The 22,599-nt window shown below is 71.4% G+C and carries 18 protein-coding genes; 10 read left to right on the top strand and 8 right to left on the bottom strand.

The window, feature by feature from the left end; translation table 11 throughout:
• The first annotated feature begins 256 nt into the window (after positions 1-256).
• The gene (locus FHS22_RS21715; protein WP_184944262.1) at positions 257-2,059 is read left to right on the top strand and encodes a hypothetical protein; all 1,803 of its coding nucleotides are present in this window, start codon (positions 257-259) and stop codon (positions 2,057-2,059) included.
• Positions 2,060-2,144: 85 nt separating this feature from the next.
• Here FHS22_RS21715 and FHS22_RS21710 read toward each other — a convergent pair whose 3' ends face one another.
• From FHS22_RS21710 to FHS22_RS21695, 4 genes are all read right to left on the bottom strand, one after another.
• Positions 2,145-3,350 carry a cytochrome P450 gene (locus tag FHS22_RS21710; RefSeq protein ID WP_184944446.1) on the bottom strand — a complete coding sequence of 402 codons (1,206 nt, stop codon included), beginning with the start codon at positions 3,348-3,350 and terminating at the stop codon, positions 2,145-2,147.
• Positions 3,351-3,458: 108 nt separating this feature from the next.
• On the bottom strand, positions 3,459-4,310 hold the full coding sequence (locus FHS22_RS21705; protein ID WP_184944260.1) for an alpha/beta fold hydrolase: 852 nt from the start codon (positions 4,308-4,310) through the stop codon (positions 3,459-3,461).
• A 106-nt stretch (positions 4,311-4,416) separates the two neighbouring features.
• Positions 4,417-5,673: a cytochrome P450 gene (locus tag FHS22_RS21700; RefSeq protein WP_184944258.1), complete on the bottom strand. Its 1,257-nt coding sequence runs from the start codon at positions 5,671-5,673 to the stop codon at positions 4,417-4,419.
• Positions 5,674-5,784: 111 nt separating this feature from the next.
• Positions 5,785-7,371 carry a GMC family oxidoreductase gene (locus FHS22_RS21695; protein WP_260408168.1) on the bottom strand — a complete coding sequence of 529 codons (1,587 nt, stop codon included), beginning with the start codon at positions 7,369-7,371 and terminating at the stop codon, positions 5,785-5,787.
• A gap of 177 nt (positions 7,372-7,548) precedes the next feature.
• Here FHS22_RS21695 and FHS22_RS21690 point away from each other — a divergent pair, with 177 nt between their 5' ends.
• Entirely contained in the window at positions 7,549-9,084 is a 1,536-nt protein-coding gene (locus tag FHS22_RS21690; RefSeq protein ID WP_184944256.1) for a long-chain-fatty-acid--CoA ligase, read from the top strand.
• 88 nt (positions 9,085-9,172) lie between these two features.
• Positions 9,173-10,621, top strand: a complete 1,449-nt coding sequence (locus FHS22_RS21685) for a GGDEF domain-containing protein (RefSeq protein WP_184944254.1) — start codon at positions 9,173-9,175, stop codon at positions 10,619-10,621.
• A gap of 97 nt (positions 10,622-10,718) precedes the next feature.
• Here the strand turns inward: FHS22_RS21685 and FHS22_RS21680 are convergent, their stop codons facing one another.
• The 3 genes from FHS22_RS21680 to FHS22_RS21670 form a co-directional block, all read right to left on the bottom strand.
• Positions 10,719-11,978 carry an SAM-dependent methyltransferase gene (locus FHS22_RS21680; RefSeq protein WP_184944252.1) on the bottom strand — a complete coding sequence of 420 codons (1,260 nt, stop codon included), beginning with the start codon at positions 11,976-11,978 and terminating at the stop codon, positions 10,719-10,721.
• A 13-nt stretch (positions 11,979-11,991) separates the two neighbouring features.
• Positions 11,992-13,341: an FAD-binding oxidoreductase gene (locus FHS22_RS21675; protein ID WP_184944443.1), complete on the bottom strand. Its 1,350-nt coding sequence runs from the start codon at positions 13,339-13,341 to the stop codon at positions 11,992-11,994.
• Positions 13,342-13,489: 148 nt separating this feature from the next.
• Positions 13,490-15,265, bottom strand: a complete 1,776-nt coding sequence (locus FHS22_RS21670; protein WP_184944250.1) for a serine/threonine-protein kinase — start codon at positions 15,263-15,265, stop codon at positions 13,490-13,492.
• 199 nt (positions 15,266-15,464) lie between these two features.
• Between FHS22_RS21670 and FHS22_RS21665 the strand changes: the two genes are divergently transcribed.
• From FHS22_RS21665 to FHS22_RS21640, 6 genes are all read left to right on the top strand, one after another.
• A complete protein-coding gene (locus FHS22_RS21665) occupies positions 15,465-16,610 on the top strand; it encodes a CaiB/BaiF CoA transferase family protein (RefSeq protein ID WP_184944248.1) in 1,146 nt (381 codons plus the stop codon).
• A 15-nt stretch (positions 16,611-16,625) separates the two neighbouring features.
• On the top strand, positions 16,626-17,792 hold the full coding sequence (locus FHS22_RS21660) for a cytochrome P450 (protein WP_184944246.1): 1,167 nt from the start codon (positions 16,626-16,628) through the stop codon (positions 17,790-17,792).
• Between the two features lie 138 nt (positions 17,793-17,930).
• A complete protein-coding gene (locus tag FHS22_RS21655) occupies positions 17,931-18,776 on the top strand; it encodes an ABC transporter ATP-binding protein (protein ID WP_184944245.1) in 846 nt (281 codons plus the stop codon).
• Positions 18,773-19,606 carry an ABC transporter permease gene (locus tag FHS22_RS21650; protein ID WP_221473937.1) on the top strand — a complete coding sequence of 278 codons (834 nt, stop codon included), beginning with the start codon at positions 18,773-18,775 and terminating at the stop codon, positions 19,604-19,606. Before FHS22_RS21655 ends, FHS22_RS21650 begins: the two co-directional genes overlap by 4 nt.
• 27 nt (positions 19,607-19,633) lie before the next feature.
• The gene (locus FHS22_RS21645) at positions 19,634-19,870 is read left to right on the top strand and encodes a helix-turn-helix transcriptional regulator (RefSeq protein WP_184944243.1); all 237 of its coding nucleotides are present in this window, start codon (positions 19,634-19,636) and stop codon (positions 19,868-19,870) included.
• Positions 19,870-20,430: a hypothetical protein gene (locus FHS22_RS21640; RefSeq protein WP_184944241.1), complete on the top strand. Its 561-nt coding sequence runs from the start codon at positions 19,870-19,872 to the stop codon at positions 20,428-20,430. Before FHS22_RS21645 ends, FHS22_RS21640 begins: the two co-directional genes overlap by 1 nt.
• 101 nt (positions 20,431-20,531) lie before the next feature.
• Here the strand turns inward: FHS22_RS21640 and FHS22_RS21635 are convergent, their stop codons facing one another.
• Positions 20,532-20,999 (bottom strand): GyrI-like domain-containing protein, encoded by a 468-nt coding sequence (locus FHS22_RS21635; RefSeq protein WP_184944240.1) that lies wholly within the window; start codon positions 20,997-20,999, stop codon positions 20,532-20,534.
• Positions 21,000-21,320: 321 nt separating this feature from the next.
• Between FHS22_RS21635 and FHS22_RS21630 the strand changes: the two genes are divergently transcribed.
• Entirely contained in the window at positions 21,321-22,307 is a 987-nt protein-coding gene (locus FHS22_RS21630) for a tyrosine-type recombinase/integrase (RefSeq protein WP_184944238.1), read from the top strand.
• Positions 22,308-22,599 lie beyond the last annotated feature (292 nt).

Genomic DNA, 22,599 nt, shown 5'->3' with positions numbered 1-22,599 from the left:
GAAGACCGTAATGGTAGATCGGTTGTGACCTCGCACGTCCATCCCGTTTACCCTTTTCACCGTGGCACACTCAGCAGCGCCGGGGCAGGGCCCGGATCCCACGGAGGCGGGCCTGCCCCTGCAGGATCCTCCGACCGACCCCACCGGGCTCCAGTTCAGGGAAGCGTTCTCCCGTTTCCCTGCGGACTCCCCCGCCCCACATGAGAACATGCCCAATACCCCCAATTCGGGCACCCATCCGGGAGGTAAGGAACCCATGGCCTCGGAGCACTCCAGCCGGCCCCACCTGCCTCCGGCATGGGAGCAGACTCCCGAACCCCCGCCGGCCTGGGCCAACGACCCGCTCGGCACCGGCGGCACGGGTCCCCGCAACGCCCTGCCCGCGGACCCGCCCCCCTCGGGCAACACCTCGTGGAAGGCGTCCGTGCCCGGCAACGGCTCATGGCAGCAGGCCTTCGAGACCCTCGCCTCCACGCAGGGCGGAGCCTCCACCACCGGCCCCCAGAACGGCGGGCCCCAGAACGGCAGCCCCCAGAACGGTGCCTCAGGCCCGCAGGGCGGCGACGGCCTCCGGCAGAGCGCCCCTCCGGGGGAGAACTCCGGCACCTGGCCTCCTTCCCCGGCCGCCCAGGCTCCGGAGAACGGCGGGTGGGGCGCGGCCTCCGACCCGTTCGCCAAGCCCGACCCCTTCATGCAGGCGGACCCCTTCGCAAGACCGGACCCGTTCGCCAAGCCCGACCCGTTCACGCAGGCCGACCCCTTCGCAAGACCGGACCCGTTCGCCAAGCCCGACCCGTTCACGCAGGCCGACCCCTTCGCAAGACCGGACCCGTTCGCCCAGGCGGACCCCTTCCCCCGTCCCGACCCCCTCGCGAGGACCGCCGCATTCGGCGTTCCCGCCGCCCCGGACGCGGCTCCGCCCGGCGGCGGAGGGCAGCCCGGCGGCAACGGCCACTCCCATCCGCGCAACGAACCGCCCGGCGGCCCGTACGGCTCCGCCCAGCAGGGCCTCACGCACCCCGGCGCTCCCGGGCAGGGTCACCCGCAGCCCGCACAGCCGATGCAGCCCTCCCCCGACGGGCGGGGCCCCGCGCACCCGGACCAGCAGGGCCGGAACCACCCCCAGGGCCATCCGCAGGGCCACCCCCAGGACCGGCAGGCCGCGCCGGGCGGCCACCTCAGCCGCGACCCCTCCGACCCCAACCGGCCGTTCGTCACCGCGGGCCAGATCAGCGGGCCCAAGACGCCGCCGCCGGAGCGCCAGCAGGAGCTGTGGAACACCGTCTTCGGCGAGAACTACCAGGCCATCGGCGACGAGGACGAGGACGAGGAGCCCGGCAAGCCGGTCTGGATCTTCGCGCTCGCCGGGTCGGCGGTGATCGCGCTGGTCGGCGCGCTGCTCTGGGCGTTCCTGGCCGGGCCGCTGGCCTCCGCCGAGGAGAGCGGTCCGGCCGCCGGGACCAAGGCCACCGCCACTCCCAAGGCGAGCACCAAGCCGAAGGCGAAGATCGGCCGCCTGCCGCGCTACCCGGGTGACGCCTCACCCGTCGCCGGCACCGTCACCGACACCGGCGCGGCCCTCACCATCGCCAGGCTCGGTGCGCCGTGGCGGCAGGACACCCGGCCGACGGTGCCGACGACGTACGGCTTCAGCACCCGCCAGTACGCCCCCGCGGGCCAGGACTCCACCGGGAAGAACCAGTACGCCCAGGTGATGTCGGGGCCGCTCTCGCCCAGGCTGGAGAAGTACTACACCTCGCCGGAGAACCTGGCCCCGGTGATCAACGCGGTGGCGAACAGCGCGCGCAGGAAGTTCTTCCCCGAGGGCAACAAGGCCGCCAAGACCGCCCAGCAGACCCTGTCGGTCGGCGGGCTCCCGGGCCAGCTGGCCGCCTACGAGATCACCTCGGGCGAGGACAGGACCACCATCGTCGTGGCGGCCGTGAGCACCGGGGCCGACCTGCCCTCCATCGTCTACATGTCGGTGCCGGGCAGCGCCGGGGAGCTGCTGCCCGATGTGAACACCGTCTTCAAGTCGATCAAGACGACCACCGGGTGAGAACGGGGGCGGGCCGCGCGGACCGGGCGCGTGCCCGTCCCGCGTCCCCCGGGCCGCCGGAAGCGGCGGCCCGGGACCCGGCGTCTCAGAAGTCGCAGCGCATGCGCTTGATGCCGTTGATGAAGCTGGAGCGGAGCCGGTCGGGCTCGCCGACCGAGCGGAGCTGCGGCAGCCGGGTGAACAGCTCGCGGAACATCACGGTGATCTCCCGCCGGGCCAGGTGGGCGCCGAGGCAGAAGTGCGGCCCTGGCCCGCCGAAGCCCACGTGCGGCCCGTCGGTCCGCAGGATGTCGAAGCGGTAGGGGTCGGCGAAGACGTCCTCGTCCCGGTTGGCCGCCCAGTAGTAGAGCAGCACCTTGTCGCCCTCGCGGTAGTGGGTGCCGTTCATCTCGTGGTCGCGGGTGACCGTGCGGCGCATCCAGGCGACCGGGGAGGCGAGCCGGACGATCTCCTCGACCGCTCCGGCCGCGCGGCCGTCGAAGTCGGCCAGGAGCAGCTCGCGCTGGTCCGGGTTCTCGGTGAACAGGTGCAGGCCGTGCGAGATGGCGTTGCGGGTGGTCTCGTTGCCCGCCACCACCAGCAGGATGAAGAACGAGCCCAGCTCCTGCATCGTCAGCTTCTCGCCGTCGATGTTGGCCCTGGTCAGCGCGGCGATGAGGGTGTCGTCGCCGGCGTCGGCCGCGTCGGCGAGGGAGACGACGAGGTCCTGCAGCCGCTGCCCGGCGCCCAGGAGCAGCTCGGCCGCGCGGCTGATGTCCTCGATGAACTCGGGGTCGCCGCCGGAGAGGATGACGTTGGAGGCGTCGAAGACCGTCTGGTAGTGCTCCTCCGGGATGCCCATCATGTCGCAGATGATCTTCAGCGGGAGCCTGGCGGCCACCTCGGTGACGAAGTCGCAGCCGGGCCCCTTCGCGACGAGGCCGTCGACGATCCGGGTGGCCTCGGCCTGGACGTCGTCCTCGAACTGCTTGATCATCTTGGGGGTGAAGGCCCGGGAGACGATCCGGCGCAGCCGCGCGTGCCGGGGGTCGTCCATGTTGATCATCGAGCCGAAGTACTCGTTGAACTCGGCCGGGAGGTCGTGGATGCTCGTCGAGCTCTGCCCCGAGCAGAAGACCTCCGGGTTCCGGCTGGCCCCGACGATGTCGGCGTGCCGGACCAGCGCGTAGTAGCCGGGCCCCGCCGGGGCGAAGCCGATGTCGGGCTCCGGGAAGCGGACCGGGCCCGGCTGGGCGCGGAGCACGGCGAAGGCCGCCTCGCGCTCGGCCATCGGCCGCTCCCAGAACGCCATGTCGGACAGGTCGATGTCCGCCAGCGGGATCGTCACGCCAGCACCTGAAACCGCCACGCCAGCCTCCACTAGAACCGAGTTCGGTTTCTCACCGATCCTGCCACACCCTCACCGCGCCAACCAGTCCAGAATCAGGTTGTTCACCTCCTTGGGCCGCTCCAGATGGAGGAAGTGCCCGGCGTCCGCGACCAGTCCCGTCCGGGAGCCGGGCGGCAGGAACTCCGGGGCCGTCGCGGCCAGGCCCGGGTCCAGGCAGCCGTCGTCCTCCCCGTGCAGGTAGAGGATCGGGACGTCCCCGCCCGTCGCGGCCTGCTCGGCGGCGTATCGGCCGGTCGGCGGGACGGCGCCGAGCATGGCCCGGTAGTAGCCGATCGCCGCGGCCAGGTTGGCCGGATCGGCCAGGCTCCGCCGTACCTCCGCCACGTCCTCGGCGGCGTCGTAGCCCGGAGACCAGTCGCGCCAGAGCCCTTCGAGGAACCCCTCCTGCGAGGCGGCCGTCTCGGCCAGGGGCGTCTGGAACAGGAAGATGTAGAAGGACCGCTTGAGCTGCTCGTACGCGAAGAAGCTCGAGATCGTCGCAGCCGGCGGGGGCACCGCCATGGCGACCGCCCTGCGCCAGCGCGCCGGGGCGAAGGCGGGCGCGCCGTAGGCCGGGAACGCACCCCAGTCGTGGCCGATGAGCACCGCGTCGCCGTCCCCGCCGAGCGCCTCGTGCAGCGCGCAGGCGTCGGCGACCAGCGCACCCGGCTCGTAGGCGCCGTCGGCCGGGACCGAGGTGGGCGCGTAGCCGCGCATGAACGGCGCGACCGCCCGGTAGCCGCGCCCGGCCAGCTCGGGCAGCAGGTGCCGCCAGGTGTGCGCGGTGTCGGGGAACCCGTGCAGGCAGAGCGCGAGCGGCCCCTGCCCCATCTCCAGGTAGGCGAAGTCGACCCCGTTGGCCGTGACCGTCCTGATCTCCATACTGGGCAACCTAACACTTGCTCAGTCCCCTGCGGCGGGCACGCCCCCGGCGATCCCCTCCTTCACGGCACCGGCCGCGACCGGGCCAGGCGGGCCTGCCGTCCGGCTACGTCGTGTACGGCAGGTGCTTGATGCCGTTGATGAAGTTGGACAGCAGGTAGTCGGGCTCGCCGGTGGAACGGATCTCCGGCAGGCGGGTGAAGAGCTCGCGGAACATCACGGTGATCTCGCGGCGGGCCAGGTGGGCGCCGAGGCAGTAGTGCGGACCGGGCCCGCCGAACCCGACGTGCGGGTTGGGGTGGCGGGTGATGTCGAAGGCGTCGGGGTCGGTGAAGACGGCCTCGTCGCGGTTGGCGGAGTTGTAGAAGAGCAGGACCTTGTCGCCCTTGCGGTAGTCCATGCCGTTCATCGAGTGGTCGCGCGTGAGGGTCCGGCGGAACTGGATCACCGGGGTGGAGTAGCGGATGATCTCCTCGACTGCGCCGCCGATCCGGCCCTCGAAGTCCTCCAGCAGGAGCGCCCGCTGCTCGGGGTGGTCGGTGAGCAGCTTCAGGCCGTGCGAGATGGCGTTGCGGGTGGTCTCGCTCCCGGCGACCACCAGGAGGATGAAGAACGAGCCCAGCTCCTGCGGGGTGAGGGACTCCTCGCCGTTGACCAGCAGGCTGGTCAGGTCGCCGGTGGAGTTTCCCCGGCGGGTACGGCCGAGCCGGGCGGCCAGGTGGTTGAGCTCCCGGCCGGCGCCCATCAGCTTGACCAGGCCGCGGGCCACGTTCCAGCGCTTGAACTCGGGCTCGATGCCGGTGTACTCGGGATCGGCGTTGCCGAGGATGATGTTGGTCGCCCGGAGCACCCGGCCGTGGAACTTCGGGGGGATGCCCATCATGTCGCAGATGACCTGGACCGGAAGGCGGGCGGCGATCTGGGTGACGAAGTCGCCGGACCCCTCCGCGACGGCCTCGTCCACGATGCGGGTCGCCGCGCGCTGCAGGTCCTCCTCCATCTTGGACAGGATCCGGGGCGTGAAGGCCCGCGAGACGATCCGGCGCAGCCGCGCGTGCCGGGGGTCGTCCATGTTGATCATCGAGCCGAAGTAGACGGCCATCCACCGGGGCATGTCGACGATGCTGTTGGCGGTCGGCTCGCTGCTGAAGACCCCGGCGTTCCTGCTCGCCTCGGAGACGTCGGCATGCCGTACCAGCGCGTAGTAGCCGGGCCCGTGCCCGACGAACGGCACCCTGTTCTCCTTGGTGAACACGGGCCGTTCCAGCTCGCGCAGGCGCCGGAAGGCGTCGGCGCGCTCCTGCTGCGGGAGCGCCCAGAACGGGATCTGCGACAGATCGATATCGGCCACGTTCACGGTCATTAACCCAGATTTGTGCAAGTAACCACTTACGTCAAGTGTGAGCCACCCCACACTCGGCCGGCAGGGCCGTACGGTCTGCCCCAAAGGCCGTACGGCCCGCGGCCGGTCCGGTCAGGAGGCCGCGCGGTCCGCCGCGATCAGGTCCGCCGCCTTCTCTCCGATCATGACGGCCGGGGCGTGCGTGTGCCCCCGGTTGATGACCGGCATGATCGAGACGTCGGCGACGCGCAGCCCCTCCACCCCCCGCACCCTCAGCGCCGGATCGACCACCGACTCGGCGTCCGTCCCCATCCGGCAGGTGCCGGCCGGGTGGTAGAGGGTCTCGCTCCGCTCGCGGATCCAGCGGGCGAGCTCCTCGTCGCTCTCCGCACCCCAGTAGGGGTCCATCGGCGGGCCGGCGAACGGCTTGAGCGCAGCGGTCGCGAACAGCTCCCGGGCCTTCTTCAGCCCGGCCACCTGCCGCCGGAGGTCGATCTCGGCCGTCAGGTAGCCGGGGTCGATCGCCGCCTCCCGGCCGTTCAGCGCGATCCGCCCCCGGCTCTCGGGCTGGAGCAGGATGGAGGCGATGGTCAGGCCGTGGCCGGACGGGGGCGTCAGCCCGTGGTCGATGAACGGGCCGGGGGCGAAGATCAGCTCGATGTCGGGGGCGGGCTCCTCCGGGCCGGTGCGGATGAAGGCCACCGCCTCGCCGACGTTGGAGGTGAGCATGCCGGTGCGGCCCGCCAGGAAGCGCAGCAGGTTGGCCATCGAGTCGGCGCCGGCGAGCGTGACCGGCCGGGGGCAGTGCAGGATGACGGCCGAGGCCAGGTGGTCCTGGAGGTTCCGGCCGACCTGGGGCAGGTCGAGGACCGGCTCCACGCCCTGCTCCCGCAGCTCGTCGGCGGCGCCGACGCCGGAGAGCATCAGCAGGTGCGGTGAGCCGATCGCCCCGGCCGCCAGGACCACCTCCCGCCGGGCGCGCACCACCGAGGCGCCCGCCGGGCCGCCGTACTCCACGCCGGTCGCGCGGCCGTCCTCGATGAGGATCCTGTTCACGTGAGAAGAGGTGAGCACGGTCAGGTTGGGCCGTTTCAGCGCGGGCCGCAGGTAGGCGTCGGCGGCGCTCCAGCGGCGGCCCCGGTCCTGGGTCACGGGCGTGGCGCAGAAGCCCTCGTTGGAAGGGCCGTTCAGCTCCTCCAGGCGGGTCAGGCCGAGCTCCTCGCAGGCGGTCAGGAACGCGGTGGTGGTGATGTTGGGGCTGCGCAGCTCGGAGATGTGGATCGGGCCGCCGCTGCCGTACACGTCGCCGCGGTTGCTGCCGACGCGGTTCTCGGCCCGCCGGAAGTACGGCAGGACCTCGTCGTAGGACCAGCCGGGCACGTCCCAGCCGTCGTAGTCGGCCCGGTGCCCGCGGACCCACATCTGGGCGTTGAGCGAGGAGGAGCCGCCGAGCACCCGGCCGCGCGGCCAGTAGAGCTCCCGGCCGGACAGCTCGGCCTGCTTGGCGGTGGTGAAGTTCCAGTCGTAGTCGGTCTTGAACAGCTTGGCGAACCCTGCGGGCATGCGGATCTCGAGTTTCCGGTCGGACCCGCCCGCCTCCAGGAGCGCGACCGTCACGGCGGGGTCCGCCGAGAGCCGGCCGGCGAGCACGCAGCCCGCCGACCCGGCTCCCACGATCACGTAGTCGTACTGCTTGCCCATCGAGGTGCTCGTCGGCATGCTCACTGAACCCTTCCTCGCTCAGACGGCCGGCTCGCCTCCCCCCGGTAAGCGGGCTCTTACCTGCATACTCTCAGCCAGGGCACCCGTCAATTTGTGACCTGGGTTACCTACCGGTCGGTATGCTCGGACTGCAAGGATGAACCGGTCAGAGATTGTTCGGACGGAGGATCCACCATGCTCAACCTGTCGATCGTGCTGGAGGACAGCGCCCGGGAGAACCCCGACCGCACCGCACTCGTCTTCGGCGAACTGCGGCTGCCGTACTCCCTGGTCGACACGGTCGCCAACCAGGTGGCCAACCTGCTGGTCTCCCGGGGGATCGGCAAGGGCGACAAGGTCGCGCTCGCCTGCCCGAACCTTCCCTACTTCCCGTTCGTCTACTTCGGCATCCTCAAGGCCGGGGCGACGGTCGTCCCGCTCAACGTGCTGCTGCAGTCCCGCGAGATCACCTACCACCTGGAGGACTCCGAGGCCAAGGCGCTGTTCTGCTTCGAGGGCTCTCCCGAGCTGCCGCTGGGCGAGCGGGGCAAGGCCGGCTTCGAGGGGGCGGCGAACACCGAGCACTTCTTCGTGCTGCCCGCCACGCCGTTCGCCACCGAGTCGGAGTACGGCGAGACCATCTGGGCGGCACTGGACGGCGTCTCCGGGGAGTTCCAGACGGTGCAGACCTCGGCGGACGACACCGCGGTGATCCTCTACACCAGCGGCACCACCGGCCAGCCCAAGGGCGCCGAGCTCAGCCACCAGAACATGCTGATGAACGCCATGGTCTCGGACGAGATGTTCCCGCGCGCCGAGGGCGGCGACGCCTACCTCGCGGTGCTGCCGCTGTTCCACTCCTTCGGCCAGACCGTGATCATGAACGCCGGGTTCCGCCGCCGCGGCACCATCGTGCTCATGCCGCGCTTCGAGCCGGGGCCGGCGCTGGAGCTGATGCGCAAGGAGAACGTCACGCTGTTCGCGGGCGTGCCGACGATGTACTGGGGCATGCTGACGAAGATCCACGCCGACGGCGACGAGGTGCCCACCTCGCTGCGGGTCGCGGTGGCCGGCGGCGCCTCCTCCCCGGTCGAGGTGCTCAAGGACTTCGAGACGACCTTCGGCGTCGGCATCCTGGAGGGCTACGGCCTGTCGGAGACCTCCCCGGTGGCCAGTTTCAACCAGCCCGGCAAGCCCAGCAAGGCGGGCAGCATCGGCACGCCGATCTGGGGCGTGGAGATGAAGCTCATCGACGGCGAGTGGAACACGGTCGAGGGCGAGGGCCCGGGTGAGATCGCGATCCGCGGCCACAACGTGATGAAGGGCTACTACAACCGGCCCGAGGCGACCGCCGAGGTCATGAACGACGGCTGGTTCCGGACCGGCGACATCGCCACCCGCGACGCGGACGGCTACTACGCGATCATCGACCGGGCCAAGGACATGATCATCCGTGGCGGCTTCAACGTCTACCCGCGCGAGCTCGAAGAGGTCCTGATGACCCACCCCGAGGTCTCCCTCGCCGCGGTGGTCGGGGTCGCCCACGACTCGCACGGCGAGGAGGTCAAGGCCTACATCATCCGCACCCCCGGCGCGACCGTCACCGAGGAGCAGCTGGTCGCCTGGTGCAAGGAGAACATGGCGGCCTACAAGTACCCGCGGATCGTCGAGTTCCGCGACGCCCTGCCGATGACCGCCACCGGAAAGATCCTCAAGCGCGAGCTCCGCTGAGGGCTCCCGGTGGGCCCCGCCACGGCGGGGCCCACCGGATCCTCGCAGAATCCCTCAACCGGCGGACCGTCCTGCCGAAGAGGGGGACATGACGGTCGGCGGGACAAGGCTCTTCCTCGGTACGGCGGTCACGGCCGCGGTCGTGACCGCCGTTCTCTATGCGGTGCCGGCCGGCCAGATCCTCTACTTCGCCACTTACGGGGCGATCTGCGCCCTGTCCTGGTGGGCGGCGCTGCGGCTGGTGGCGGGCTCCGACCGGCGGCCGTGGCTGCTGGTCGCGACGGCCCAGACGCTCTGGCTGACCGGCGACGCGATCGAGATGGCGTTCTTCCTGTTCGGGGAGGTGCCCGCGGTCGGGGTCAGCGACGCCTTCTGGCTCGGCGGCTACCCGCTCGTCGCGACGGCCCTGGTCCTGATGGCGCGCCGCCGCGCCCCCGGCCGGCTCAGCGGCGGTGTGCTCGACGCGCTGACCCTCACCACGGTGGCCGCGCTGGCCTCCTGGCAGTTCCTGATCCAGCCCCTCTTCGAGTACGGCTTCGGCGACGCCGTCGTGCCCGCCCTCTACCCCGTCGGCGACATCGTGCTGCTGGCCGCCGTGCTGTTCCTGACCCTCTCGCCGGGCGAGCGCGGCGCCCCGACGCTCCTGCTGTTCGGCGCGGTCTCCACCTACCTCGCCGTCGACCTGGGCTACAACCTGCTGCCGTACGTGCTCGACTACCAGTACGTGGAGAAGCTCGGCGCGGGCCTGCTGGCCGGCCACGCCCTGATGGTCGCGGCCATGCTGCACCCCGGCCGGGCCGAGCTGACGCACCCCGGCTCCCGGGTCCGCACGCTGCACCCGGCGCGGGTCGTCTTCCTGGGCCTGGCCCTGCTCGGCACCCCCGCCCTGGCCCTGCGGTACGCGGGCTTCAGCGGGCAGGAACTGGCGACCATCGTCGCCAGCGCGGCCTGTGCGGCGTTCGTGCTGGCCAGGTTCACCACCGCCGTCCGCGAGCAGGAGCGGATGCAGGCCGAACTCGCCTACCAGGCGCACCACGACCCGCTGACCGGGCTGGTCAACCGGACGGTGATGCACGACACCCTGGAGGAGACCGTGCGGGTCTCCGGCACCGGGGCGGCCGTGCTCTACCTCGACCTCGACGGCTTCAAGGAGATCAACGACCGCCACGGCCACGACGCCGGCGACGCCGTCCTCGTCGAGATCGCCGGCCGCCTGTCGGCCGCGATGGACGGGACCGGCCTGGTGGCCCGGCTCGGCGGCGACGAGTTCGTCCTGCTGCGCCCGGAGTCCTCGGCCGAGGAGACCGTACGGCTGGCCGAACGGGTCCTGGAGGAGATCCCCCGGCCGGTCCTGTTCCGCGGGCACCGGCTGTCCGTGGGCGCCAGCATCGGCATCGCCGTCCACTCCGGCGACCTGTCCGAGGGGACGCCCACGGAGATGCTCCGCGCGGCCGACACCGCGATGTACTCGGCCAAGCGCCTCGGCAGGGGCCGCTGGGTGGCGGCCGACGGATCCGGCCCGCTGCTGGCGGCCTGAGCCGCGCTCCGGGCCGGTCCGGAGGCGCCGGAAAGCGCGGCCGGGCAGGCCGCGGCCCGTCCGTGCGGAACGGGGCCGCCGCCTGCCGCGGGCGGGGTCAGGGCCAGTCGAGGGAGGGGCGCAGCGGCATGCGGGCGCCGCCCCCGGCGTCGAGCCTGGTGGCCAGCACCTGGTGGAGCTGGATCTTGTTGCGTTCGAATCCCACCACGCAGCCGGCCATGTAGAGCCGCCAGACCCTGGCGGTGCCCTGGCCGACCTCCCCGACCGCCTCGTCCCAGTGCTCGTCGAGGTTGGCCCCCCAGTGGCGGAGGGTCCGCGCGTAGTGCTCGCGCAGGTTCTCCTCGTGGCGGATCTCGAAGCCGGTGTCCTCCATCTGGCGGATCAGGTGGCCGACCGACTCCAGTTCCCCGTCGGGGAAGACGTAGCGGTTGATGAAGCCCCCCGCGTTGAGGGTCTTCTCCGTCCCCGTCGGCCGGGTGATGCAGTGGTTGAGCAGCCGCCCGCCGGGGACGAGCTTGTCGTACAGGAAGCGGAAGTAGAACGGGAGCTGCTCCTTGCCGATGTGCTCGGTCAGGCCGATCGAGCTGACCGCGTCGAACCCGGTCTCGGTGACGTCGCGGTAGTCCATGTGCCGGATCTCGACCAGCTCGGTGAGCCCGGCCTCCGCGACGGCCTTCTGCCCCCACTCGGCCTGCTGGCGCGAGAGGGTGACCGCCAGGACCTTCACTCCGTACTCGCGGGCGGCGTGCATGGCCATGCCGCCCCAGCCGCAGCCCACGTCCAGCAGCCGCATGCCGGGCTGGAGCCCGAGCTTCTTCGCCACCAGGTCGAACTTGGCGAACTGCGCCTCCTCCAGCGAGGCCTCCTCGGAGGGGAAGACCGCGCAGGTGTAGGCCATGGAGGGACCGAGCACCCACTCGTAGAACCGGTTGGAGACGTCGTAGTGGTGGTGGATCACCTCGGCGTCGCGCTGCTTGGCGTGCCTGCTGCCCAGCTTGGCCAGGAGGCTGCGCCGCATCTCCTGGGGCGGGGGCGGCACCCGCATCAGCAGGGGCTTGACGCCGAGCGCGCGGACCGCGGCGGCCTTCTCGCTCATCGGGATGTCGTTGATGGTGAGCGACCACATGCGCGACAGCAGTGTGTACATGTCCCCGTGGACGTCGAGATGCCCGGAGACGTAGGCACGGGCCAGCCCCAGCTCGCCGGGGGCCTGCGCCAGGTAGGCCACCGCCGCCGGGCTCTTCACCTCCAGGCCGACGTCCGCGCCCGCCGTTCCCGCCTTGCTTCCGTCGTAGGCGACGAGGCGGATGCCCGACTCGGTGCCCACGACCTTCTCGAATACTTCCGCGAGCCTCACAGAAGAAACCTCCCTAACGCCCCCGTACACACTTGTCATAGAGGTCGAGCAACCGGCCGCCCGGGTCGTAGGCCCGTTTGACCGGCCAGTAGGCGTCCCCGTTGTAGAGGCGCCAGAATTCGTCCCGGGGGTAGAACGACGTGGAGTACAGCGACTTGTGCCCGTCGAGCGCGTGCACCTCGTGCTCGATGAGGCGGTTGTGGTAGCCGTCGAACTGCCCCCGGGGCAGCGGGACGGTCCCCCAGAAGCCGAAGTTCACATACAGCCGCCCCGGCTCCAGCGGGTAGAGCGGCCACCGGCCGGTGGAGGTGAGCGGGCACATCCAGACCGGCGTCATGCCGACGCGGTCGTGGAAGAACTCCAGGAAGTCGGCGCCGCGCTCCACGGGCACCTCGATGTCCTGGATGACCGACTCCTGCACGGGCTGGTTGCGCCACCGGTCCACCCGGGCGATCACGCCGTACCTGCGGTCGAGGCCGACGAGCCTGCGGTAGACGTCCGAGCGCATCCACCGGCGCGGCATCAGCGAGCGCACCAGCGGCCCCTGCACGCCGAAGGCGCGCGAGCACCAGAACCAGTCGGTGTCCCAGCGCCACAGGTAGTCGCGGACGGTCAGCCAGTCGCGGGTCCTGGTCTGGATCGACTGGTAGTAGATCCGCATGCCGGTGTAGTCGGAGACGTACGGCGCGCGCCCGGCGAAGCGGCCGAGGGTGACGTAGAGCTCACCCGGCTCGAAGAACGTGCCGTCCACGAAGTCGACCGGCTCGCCCTCGTGCTCGCCGCTCTCGCAGATCTCCTGCATGGCGAGCATGCACTTGTGCGCGTCGGTGAAGCGCACGTGGGTCAGGCGGACGTACGGCTGGACGGGCTTGAGCCGGATCCGGATGCGGAGCGCGTAGCCGAGCGTGCCGTAGGAGTTGGGGAACGCGCGGAACAGCTCGCGGTGCTCGTTGTCGTCGCGCGCGACGACGACGCGGCCGTCGCCGGTGAGGATCTCCATCTCCTCGACCGACTCGTGCGGCAGCCCGTCGCGGAAGCTGGTGGACTCGATGCCCAGCCCGGTCACCGCGCCGCCGAGCGTGATGGTCTTCAACTGCGGCACGACGTGCGGCATGAGCCCGTGCGCGAGCGTGGCGTCCACGAGGTGCTCGTAGGTCGTCATGCCCTGGACCTCGGCGGTCATCGCCACCGGGTCGACCTCGATGACCTTGTCCAGGTCCCGGGCGGAGAGCGCGGCCCCCCTCGGGCCGTTCCGGAACCGGAAGAGGTTCGTGGTGGCCTTCGCCAGCCGGGGCGGCGCGTCCTGCGGGATCGCGGCGTAGGACTCCCTGATCCGCTCGACCGCTCGCCGGTGCTCCGCCATCTGCGTCGTCTGCGCCACAGAACATCACCCCCAGGGCACTCCACCGGAAAGATCGCCTATAGAACGTTATATCCCTGATATCCCGTAGGCCAGGTCGGCCGCGTTAAACGCGCGAAAACTCTTCACGGGGGTGACACCGCCATGTCTTTCAGGACACCCGTTCGCGGGCCTGGAAACTCTCGAAGACGGTCTCGGCCGTGGCACTCAGGGCAGGCCACTCCTCGTCCGGAGCGGTCCAGGTCAGGACCATGGCCGTTCCGCCGACCTCGATGAAGCGCCGCTTCTCGTGGTAGGTCACCCCGGGGGAGACCCAGTCCTCCGCCCCGCCGCCCTCCTTCGGCCGCCAGGTGAACTCCCAGTCGAGGCCCTCGCCGTACGAGGTGACGACGCTCTCCGTCCGCCCCCCGACGATCTCGCCCCGCCGTCCGAAGTCCTCCTCCGCGCTCGCCTGCACGGACTCCAGGTCGAAGTACGAGCCCAGCTCCTCCACCGACATGGCGGCGCCCCCCTCGGGGCGGGTCCAGCGGGCGCCCTCCCCGCCGGTGGACCCCGCCGTCCAGCCGGCGGGGCGCATGATCGACCAGTCGCCCTGCGCCGCGGCGGTCAGCCTCGGGACGGAGGCCTCGGCCCGGGTCCGCTCCGGCTCCGGCTCCGGCGTGGGGGTGGGCGTGCGCCGCTTCTTCGCCCGGCCCTCGCCCTCCCCGCGGCCGGTGGGCGCGCTCGCGGACCGCTCCGGCTCCGCGACCGCCTCGGCGGACCCCGACGCGTTCTCCCTGAGCACGATCCATCCGACCGCGCCCGCACCGGCCAGGACCAGCGCCAGCGCCAGCGCCGGCACGACCGGGCTCCGCCGTCCTCTCCGCCGCCGCGCGGGCGGCTCCCCCGCCCCGTCCTGCCCGCGGCCGTAGCCGGGAAGGGTCTGCCCCGGGTGACTCCGGCCCCCCTCGTGACGGCCCTGCTCGTGACGGCCCTGCTCGTGACGGCCCTGCTCGTGACGGCCCTGCTCGTGACGGCCCTGCTCGTGACGGCCCTGCTCGTGGTGGCCGCGGCCGGTCCGGCCTGTGTGCTCCCGCGCCACCGGGCCGGACGCCGTACGGCGGGCCGCGGCGGCCGGGTCCCCCGCCGCCTCCGCCAGCAGCAGGTCGGCCTGCTCCGCGGTGAGCCGGTGGGCGGGCTCGCGCTGGAGCAGGCCGTACAGGACCTCGCGCATCTCCGGCGGCACCGGGCCGAAGTCGGGCTCCTCGGTGAGCAGCGCCCCCAGGGTGGCGATGGCGTCGCGGCGCTCGAAGGGGGCGTGCCCGACCAGCATCGCGTACATCGTGGCGCCGAGCGCCCACAGGTCCGACCAGGGGCCGGCGGGTGTGCCCGTGGCGCGTTCGGGCGCCAGGAAGCTGGGCGAACCGGTCACCATGCCGGTCTGGGTGAGCGAGGCGTCGCCCTCCACGGTGGCGATGCCGAAGTCGGTGAGCACGGCCCGGCCCTCGGAGGTGAGCAGGACGTTGCTCGGCTTGACGTCGCGGTGCAGGACCCCGGCCCGGTGGGCGGTGTGCAGCGCGGCCAGCACCTGGCGGCCGATCTCGGCGACCTGCCGCACCGGCAGCAGGCCGACCTCGTCCAGGCCCCGGGCCCTGACCAGCTCCATGACGATCCAGGGCCGGCCGTCCTCCTCGGCCACGTCGTAGACGGCGACGATGCCCGGGTGGTTGAGCTTGGCCGCGGTCCTGGCCTCCCGCGCGGTGCGGACCAGCTGGCGCTCGTGCTCGGCCGGTGCGAGGTTCGGCGGGAGCAGTACCTCCTTCACCGCGACCGGGCGGTTGAGGAGTGTGTCGTGCGCCTCCCAGACCGCGCCCATGCCTCCCCGGCCGAGCTCGCGCAGGAGCCGGTAGCGCCCGGCGATCTCCCGTCCCCCGTGCGGGTGTGCCATCCGTGTCCCCCCGTGCCGATCCGACAAGCTGCAAGTTTCCCACACGTCCCACGTGTCGGGCAGGGCGTCTTGCCAGGCCGATCCGAATGTTGTTCTACTTGCCCCGCAGGGAAGTTTCATCTGACCAAGCGATTGCTTGTTTACCGTCCGCCCGGCTAGAGTCGGGTCCGCGCCCCGGAGGAGAACGACCATGGATTCCATGAGTGAGCGAGCCGGCGGCCCCGGCAGGAAGGGCCCCCTGGCCGGAGTCCGGGTGCTGGAGCTGGCCGGGCTGGCCCCCGGGCCGTTCGCCGGGATGATGCTCGCCGACCACGGCGCGGAGGTGCTGCGGATCGACCGGGTCTCCGCCGTGGCCGCCGCGGGCGACAAGCCGCGCACGGACGTGATGGACCGCGGCAAGCGGACCGTCGGCCTGGACCTGAAGTCCCCCGAGGGGGTCGCCGCCTTCAAGCGGCTCGCCGCCCGTGCCGACGTGGTCGTCGAGGTCTTCCGGCCCGGGGTCGCCGAGCGCCTCGGCATCGGCCCCGCCGACCTGCACGCGGTCAACCCCCGGCTGGTCTACGGCCGGATGACCGGCTGGGGCCAGGACGGCCCGCTGGCCCCGACCGCCGGCCACGACATCGACTACATCGCGATCTCCGGCGTGCTGTCCATGCTCGGCCGCCGGGACGAGAAGCCCACCCCGCCGATCAACATCCTCGGCGACTTCGCGGGCGGCGGCCTGATGCTGGCCTACGGCGTGCTGCTGGCACTGCTGGAGCGGGAGCGGACCGGCGAGGGCCGGGTGGTCGACGCGGCCATGGTGGACGGGGCGGCGACGCTGTTCGCGATGTTCTACCACGGCGTGCAGAGCGGCTTCTGGGGGCCGCGCGGCAGCAACCTGCTCGACACCGGCGCGCCCATGTACGACACCTACGAGACCGCCGACGGCAAGTACCTGGCCGTCGGCTCCCTGGAACCGCAGTTCTGGGCCGAGATGGTCTCCCTCATGGGCCTGACCGACCTGCCCGACCGCAGCGACCGCGGCCAGTGGCCCGCGCTGCGCGAACGCCTGGCCGGGGCGTTCCGCTCCAGGACCCGCGCCGAGTGGGAGGCGGTCTTCGACGGCTCGGACGCCTGCGTCTCGCCCGTGCTGGAGATGTCCGAGGCCCCCGAGCACCCGCACAACAAGGCGCGGGGCACGTTCGTCGAGGTCGGGGGGGTCCGGCAGCCCGCGCCCGCGCCCCGCCTGCTGGGCGTCGCCGAGCAGGACCTCTCCCCCGCGACCCGGCTGGCCGACCTGTCCTCCTGGGGGCTGCCGGAAGAGACCGCCGCCGAGCTGCGCGAGGCGGGAGTGCTCGCCTGACGAAAGGGAACCCCCATGGACCAACCGGTCAGGATCGACCTGCTCGACGGAGACATGTACGCCGGGGACCCCGGGCCGGTCTACGCCTGGCTCCGCGAGCACGCGCCGGCGTACTTCGACGAGGGCAACGGGTTGTGGGGGATCTCCCGGCACGCCGACATCTCGGCGGTCGAACGGGACGGAAGGCTCTGGTCCAGCACCGGCGGCTACCGGCCGCAGCTCCCCAGCGACCCGTCGATGATCGGGATGGACGACCCCGAGCACGCCGAGCGCCGCCGCCTGGTCTACAAGCGCTTCACCCCGCGCTACGTGGCGGAGAAGTACAGCGACCGGGTCCGGGCCGTGGTGACCGAGCTGATCGACGAGGCGCTGGAGAGCAAGACGGTGGACGCCGTCCCGGCGCTGGCCGCGCCGCTGCCCGGCCGGATGATCGGCTGGCTGCTGGGCTTCCCCGACGAGCGCTGGCCGGAGCTGGTCCACTGGTCGGAGACGACGATCGTGGCCGGCGGCGGCCTGCGCTACGTCACCCACGAGGCGGCCGTGGCGGCGGGCGAGTTCGCCGCCGCCGTGCTGGAGCTGGCCGCCGAACGGCGCGGCTGCCCGCGTGACGACCTGACCTCGATCTGGGCCGGGCGGCCCGGATACGACGACGAGCACCTGGCCAGCGAGGCGCTGCTGCTGCTCGACGGCGGCGCGGAGACCACCAGGACCGTCATCGCCACCGCGATCGACGCCCTGATCAGGCACCCCGACCAGTGGGCGCTGCTCAGGGAGGACCCCGCGCTGATCGGGAACGCGGTCGAGGAGTTCGTCCGCTGGACCACCCCCGTGCTCAACATGTGCCGTGCCGCCACCCGGGACACGGTCCTGGCCGGGCAGAAGATCTCCGAGGGCCGGCAGGTCCTGATGATGTACGGCTCCGCCAACCGCGACCCGGCGGTCTTCACCGACCCCGACACCTTCGACGTGACCCGGACCCCCGGCGGCCACATCGCCTTCGGCCTCGGCACCCACTTCTGCCTCGGCGCGGCGCTGGCCCGGCTGGAGCTGCGGATCTTCTTCGAGGAGTTCGTGCGCCGGGTCGGCTCGGCCTCCTGGGCCGACGACCGGGGCCCGCGCATCCTGCCCAACGCCTTCGTCCGGGGCGTCACCTCCTTCCCCGTCACCCTGGAGCCCCGCTGACCGTCACCGTGCGGCCGTTCCGGCGGACGCGTCCGGGACCGTGACCGGCGGCGGGAGCGCCGGGTGCGACGTTCCAGGTGTACTGCCCTTCGTCGTACGAGTTGATTGATGTGTAGTACTTCTACTACATTCATCAGTATGAGTACTGCGGTGAGCGTGCGCGGGCTGCGGATGTCGTACGGCGCGGCCGAGGTGTTGCGTGGCGTGGACCTGGAGATCCGGCGAGGGGAGATCTTCACCCTCCTCGGTCCCAACGGGGCCGGCAAGACCACCACGATCGAGATCCTGGAGGGCTTCCGGAAGCGGTCGGCCGGCGAGGTGAGCGTGCTCGGGACGGACCCCGGGAAGGCCACCGACGCCTGGCGGGCCAAGCTGGGGATCGTGCTGCAGAACTGGCGGGACCACGCCAGGTGGGGCGTGCGGGAGCTCATCGTCCATCTGAGCGGGTTCTACGACGACCCGCACGACCCCGGCGAGCTGCTGGCCGCCGTCGGACTGGACGAGCAGGCCGGGCAGCAGGTCGGCCGCCTGTCCGGCGGGCAGCGCCGCCGCCTGGACGTCGCGCTGGGCATCGTGGGCCGTCCCGAGCTGCTGTTCCTGGACGAGCCGACGACCGGCTTCGACCCGGAGGCCCGCAACGACTTCCACCGGCTGCTCGCCAGGCTGGCCGCCGACGACGGCATGACGGTGCTGCTCACCACGCACGACCTGGTCGAGGCAGAGAAGCTGGCGCACCGCACCGCGATCCTGTCCGGCGGCCGGATCGCCGTCTGCGGGACCCCGGCCGAGCTGGCGCAGGCCGTCCAGGCCCCGTCGCAGGTGCGCTGGCTGGAGGACGGCCGCGAGCAGGTCATGACCACTCCGGACCCCTCCCAGGCCGCGTGGGAGCTGCACCGGAGGTTCGGCGGGCCGGTGCCGGGACTGGAGATCCGGCGGCCGTCGCTGGAGGAGAGCTACCTCGGACTGATCGGGAGGAACGTGTGAACGCCAGGGCACTGCGCATCGGGATGAAGCGGGGCTGGACCGAGCACAACCATCTGCTCAGGACCCGCAAGGAGCTGCTCGGCACCCTCATCGGCACGGTCGGCGTCTTCGCCGCCCTGACCCTGTGGATGGGCGACTCCACCGTCGAGGAGACGGGAGTCCCCACGATCACGTTCATGATGGTGGGATTCCTGGCCTTCACCGTCTTCGGCACCGCGCTGATGACATTCCCGATGGCGCTGGTCACCGACCGGGAGGAGGGCACGCTGCTGCGGCTGCGCACCATCCCCGGCGGCATCCCCGCCTACCTTGCCGGCCGGGCGGTGACCGCCCTGTGCCAGATCGCCGTGCAGAGCGTGCTGATCGTCGCCGCCGGCGTCCTGCTGGGCGGCGCCCCCCTGCCCCATGACTGGTTCACCCTGGCCTGGGTGCTGCTGCTGGGCACGGTCGCGACGGTCCCGCTCGGGGCGGCGATCGGCTGCGTGCTGCCGAGCAGGAACGCCGTCGGGGTCGCGACCCTGCCGCTGATGGCCCTGATGTTCACCTCGGGTGTCTTCATCCCCGTGACGCTCATGCCCGAGGTCCTCCAGTGGACCGCCCAGGCGTTCCCGCTCTACTGGCAGGGCCTCGGCCTGCGCGCCGCCTTCCTGCCCGACACGATGCTCGCCGCGGAGATCGGCGGGAGCTGGCGCCTGCCGTACGTCGCCGCCGCGCTGGCGGCCTGGACGGTGGCCGGCATGCTGCTCGCGCCGCCGCTGATCCGCCGGGTCACCCGGCGGGAGTCCGGCTCGCGGCTCGCCGCGCGCCAGCTCGCCGCGCAGCGCTCCTGACCCCCGCCGGGCTGGGAGACTGCTGCGATGTCCGCGGAAGAGGTGTACAACCGCATCCCGATGCTGAGGGCCGAGCGCGGCGTCTCGCGCAAGGAACTGGCGGCCGCGCTCGGGGTCCACTACCAGACGGTCGGCTACCTGGAGCGGGGCGAGTACAGCCCGAGCCTGTACCTCGCCCTGCGCATCGCCGAGTATTTCGAGGTTCCCTTGGAAGTGGTGTTCTCGTTGAGACCGTTCCCCCGGCTGGGCAGCGAGGTCAAGTGATGAGCGAGCGCAAGAACGTCCGGCAGCTGAGCTGGGCGGAGTTCAGGCGGCTGAGCCGGGCCGAGATCCTGCAGATGGACTTCCTGCCGGGCTGGTACGCCACGCGCACCCGGCGCAGGGTGCTGGCCGCGGCGGGGCTGGTCCCGGCGGCGCTGATGTGGATCAGCGCGCTGCTGGCCGCGCTGATCACTGACCGGGACGTCGAGCGGTGGGTCTACCTCGGCCTGGGGGCGCTCGTGCTGGTCATCTCCATTCCCGTCACCGGCGTGCTCAACACGGCCACCAGGGGCGCCACCGACCTGGCCGAACGGCACCTGGACGAATGGCAGCTGGCCCACCGGCTCCGGGTCACCGCCCTGGCCCACCGCGTCACGTTCGGGATCCTCGGCGCCGCCATGGCCGCGACGCTCGCCGTGTCCGCCGGTAAGGACGAGGAATTCCTGATCCCCGGCGACGTCTTCCTGACCATGGTGATCGCCCTGTTCCTGACCCACATGATCATGCCGCTGGTCATCTCCGCCTGGCGGCTCCCCGACCCGCCGCCGGACGACGAGGACTGAGGGCCGCGAGGACCGAGGGCCGCGAGGGCGCCGGGCCGTACGGAACGCGTGCCGCCGTACGGGACGGAGCACCCGTTCCGTACGGCCCGGCGGGGATCCGTTCAGCCCATCGGCGGGAAGACCGCGACGTAGAGGTCCACGCCCTCCGGGTGGTGGACCTCCACGTCGGTGGTGAAGGACCGGGGCGGGGTGCCGCCCGACTCGGTGTGCTTCCACAGCCGCTGCCACACCTCGATGAGCGCGCCCGGCATCGGCCCCCGGGCCTCCAGCCTCAGCGCGGGCACCGCGGGGACCCGCACCGCGACCATGCCCTCGGGCAGGCGCGGGATGCTGCGCACGGCCACCCCGACGATCTGGGTGTAGGAGCCGTGGTGGTCGCTCTCGTAGTCGGTCAGAACGGCGTAGAGGTTCTCGTCGACCCGCCCCGGCACGTGCGCGAAGGCCCCCGGGGCACCCGCCCGCTGCCAGAGCGCGGGCAGCCTCCCCCGAGACGGGTCCATCTCCTCGGCGTTGGAGGTCCGTACGGCATGACCCACGACGAGCGTCTCCTGCCGCTCCACAACGATCACAGCGCCTCCTCTGGCCAACCCGAATAAAACACGCAAACCGGATCTTAGTCCCAGCCTGCGCAGGCAACTCTCTTGACCGGGGCGGAAACGGGGAATGAACACCCGTATCCGCTCACCGCATAAGGTAGACCTCTGCGGGGTCTGGTGACACACACGCCGGATCCATGCTCACCCTATCGCCCCTGGTCAGCCCATGTTTCGATCATGGATGGCCGAAAAAATCGGGCTCCCACCCGTCCGCGTATAGGTGACTGACCACATAATCGGCCTCCCCCCGCGTAGCCCGATCCGTGGTCAGCAAGACGACAGGGAGCCCTCACCGTGACCGAAAACGTGGTCCCATTCGCCCGCCCCGACCGCCCCCGGAAGCCCCGCCGAATCCGTCACAGCATCCCGGCCGGCACCCCGCTGGAGGCGATGCTCGACTCCTGGCAGCTCCAGCTCGAAGCCGCCAATAAGGCGAAGCAGACCTACGAGCTCTACAGCCGGTCCGCCCGGCTGTTCATCACGTTCCTGCGCGAGCACGACATGCCATGCGACGCCGAAGGGGTCGCCGCGGAGCATGTCCGCGCGTTCCTGGTCGCCGAGACCGCGCGCACCTCGGCGCGGACCGCGGGGATCCGGCACGACTGCTTGAGCGTCTGGTTCAACTGGATGATCGCCGAGGAGGAGCGGACCACCCTCTCCCCCGTGCTGCGCGCAGACAAGCCGAAGTCGCCGAAGAAGGTCCGGCCGTACCTGACCGACGACGAGCTGCGCCGGCTCCTGGAGGCGTGCAAGGGCAGCGGGTTCGGGGAGCGCCGGGACACGGCGATGATCCTGATCCTCATCGACAACGGGGCGCGCGTGTCCGGGCTGGCCGGGCTGCAACTCGACGACGTCGACCTGCGTGGCCATCGACTGCGCATCGTGCTCAAGGGCGGGGACGAGTTCTGGGCGCCGATCGGGAAGAAGACTGCCGCCGCGATCGACCGGTATCTGCGGGTCCGGGCCCAGCATCCGTACGCGTCGGCGACGACGGCGCTGTGGCTGCCGTTGCGGGGTGTTCGGTCCGGGCAGATGACGCGGTACGGGGTGGCGGACATGCTGAAGCGGCGGGGCGCCCAGGCGCAGGTCGCGGGGGTACATCCGCATCGGTTCCGGGGAACGGCCGCTCACAAGCTGCTGGCGGCCGGCGCCGGGGACTCGGATGTGCAGCACATTCTCGGCTGGACGTCTCGGGCGATGGTGGAGCACTACACGGGCGAGCTGTCGCTGGAGCGGGCTCGGGCGACGCATGCCCGTCTGTCACCAGGTGATCAAATTTGAGGCCCCGTGCCCACTTTTGAGCTTTTTTGATAGTGACGTACCGTGCCCATGCCGGTACGATCCTCATTTAGCGGGGATTGCGGCGGGCCGTTTCTTGCAGGCGGCGTTGCTCGTCGCAATGACGTGATCGTATCCGACCTCGGTGACGGGAGGTCGGGGGCGGTCACCCTATCGGGGTGGACACGTATTCCTTACCGGGTAAGTGTTGCCCTAAACCTACATTCGGGCATTTGAGGTAATTCAACCTTCAATTTTTACGGTGCGTAACGTTGCGAATCCAGGTCGCTCACCA

The sequence above is a fragment of the Thiemannella venezuelensis genome, assembly GCF_014203605.1.
GTDB lineage: Bacteria > Actinomycetota > Actinomycetes > Streptosporangiales > Streptosporangiaceae > Planomonospora_A > Planomonospora_A venezuelensis.
The sequence above is the reverse complement of the archived record's forward strand: the minus strand, read 5'-3'. Positions and strand labels throughout refer to the sequence as shown.

What these genes read in the sequence shown, in the direction of transcription:
- FHS22_RS21715 (WP_184944262.1), top strand. Translation starts at nt 257, where the DNA reads ATGGCCTCGGAGCACTCCAGCCGGCCCCACCTGCCTCCGGCATGGGAG.
- FHS22_RS21710 (WP_184944446.1), bottom strand. Translation starts at nt 3,350, where the DNA reads ATGGCGTTCTGGGAGCGGCCGATGGCCGAGCGCGAGGCGGCCTTCGCC.
- FHS22_RS21705 (WP_184944260.1), bottom strand. Translation starts at nt 4,310, where the DNA reads ATGGAGATCAGGACGGTCACGGCCAACGGGGTCGACTTCGCCTACCTG.
- FHS22_RS21700 (WP_184944258.1), bottom strand. Translation starts at nt 5,673, where the DNA reads ATGACCGTGAACGTGGCCGATATCGATCTGTCGCAGATCCCGTTCTGG.
- FHS22_RS21695 (WP_260408168.1), bottom strand. Translation starts at nt 7,371, where the DNA reads ATGCCGACGAGCACCTCGATGGGCAAGCAGTACGACTACGTGATCGTG.
- FHS22_RS21690 (WP_184944256.1), top strand. Translation starts at nt 7,549, where the DNA reads ATGCTCAACCTGTCGATCGTGCTGGAGGACAGCGCCCGGGAGAACCCC.
- FHS22_RS21685 (WP_184944254.1), top strand. Translation starts at nt 9,173, where the DNA reads ATGACGGTCGGCGGGACAAGGCTCTTCCTCGGTACGGCGGTCACGGCC.
- FHS22_RS21675 (WP_184944443.1), bottom strand. Translation starts at nt 13,341, where the DNA reads ATGGCGGAGCACCGGCGAGCGGTCGAGCGGATCAGGGAGTCCTACGCC.
- FHS22_RS21670 (WP_184944250.1), bottom strand. Translation starts at nt 15,265, where the DNA reads ATGGCACACCCGCACGGGGGACGGGAGATCGCCGGGCGCTACCGGCTC.
- FHS22_RS21665 (WP_184944248.1), top strand. Translation starts at nt 15,465, where the DNA reads ATGAGTGAGCGAGCCGGCGGCCCCGGCAGGAAGGGCCCCCTGGCCGGA.
- FHS22_RS21660 (WP_184944246.1), top strand. Translation starts at nt 16,626, where the DNA reads ATGGACCAACCGGTCAGGATCGACCTGCTCGACGGAGACATGTACGCC.
- FHS22_RS21655 (WP_184944245.1), top strand. Translation starts at nt 17,931, where the DNA reads ATGAGTACTGCGGTGAGCGTGCGCGGGCTGCGGATGTCGTACGGCGCG.
- FHS22_RS21645 (WP_184944243.1), top strand. Translation starts at nt 19,634, where the DNA reads ATGTCCGCGGAAGAGGTGTACAACCGCATCCCGATGCTGAGGGCCGAG.
- FHS22_RS21640 (WP_184944241.1), top strand. Translation starts at nt 19,870, where the DNA reads ATGAGCGAGCGCAAGAACGTCCGGCAGCTGAGCTGGGCGGAGTTCAGG.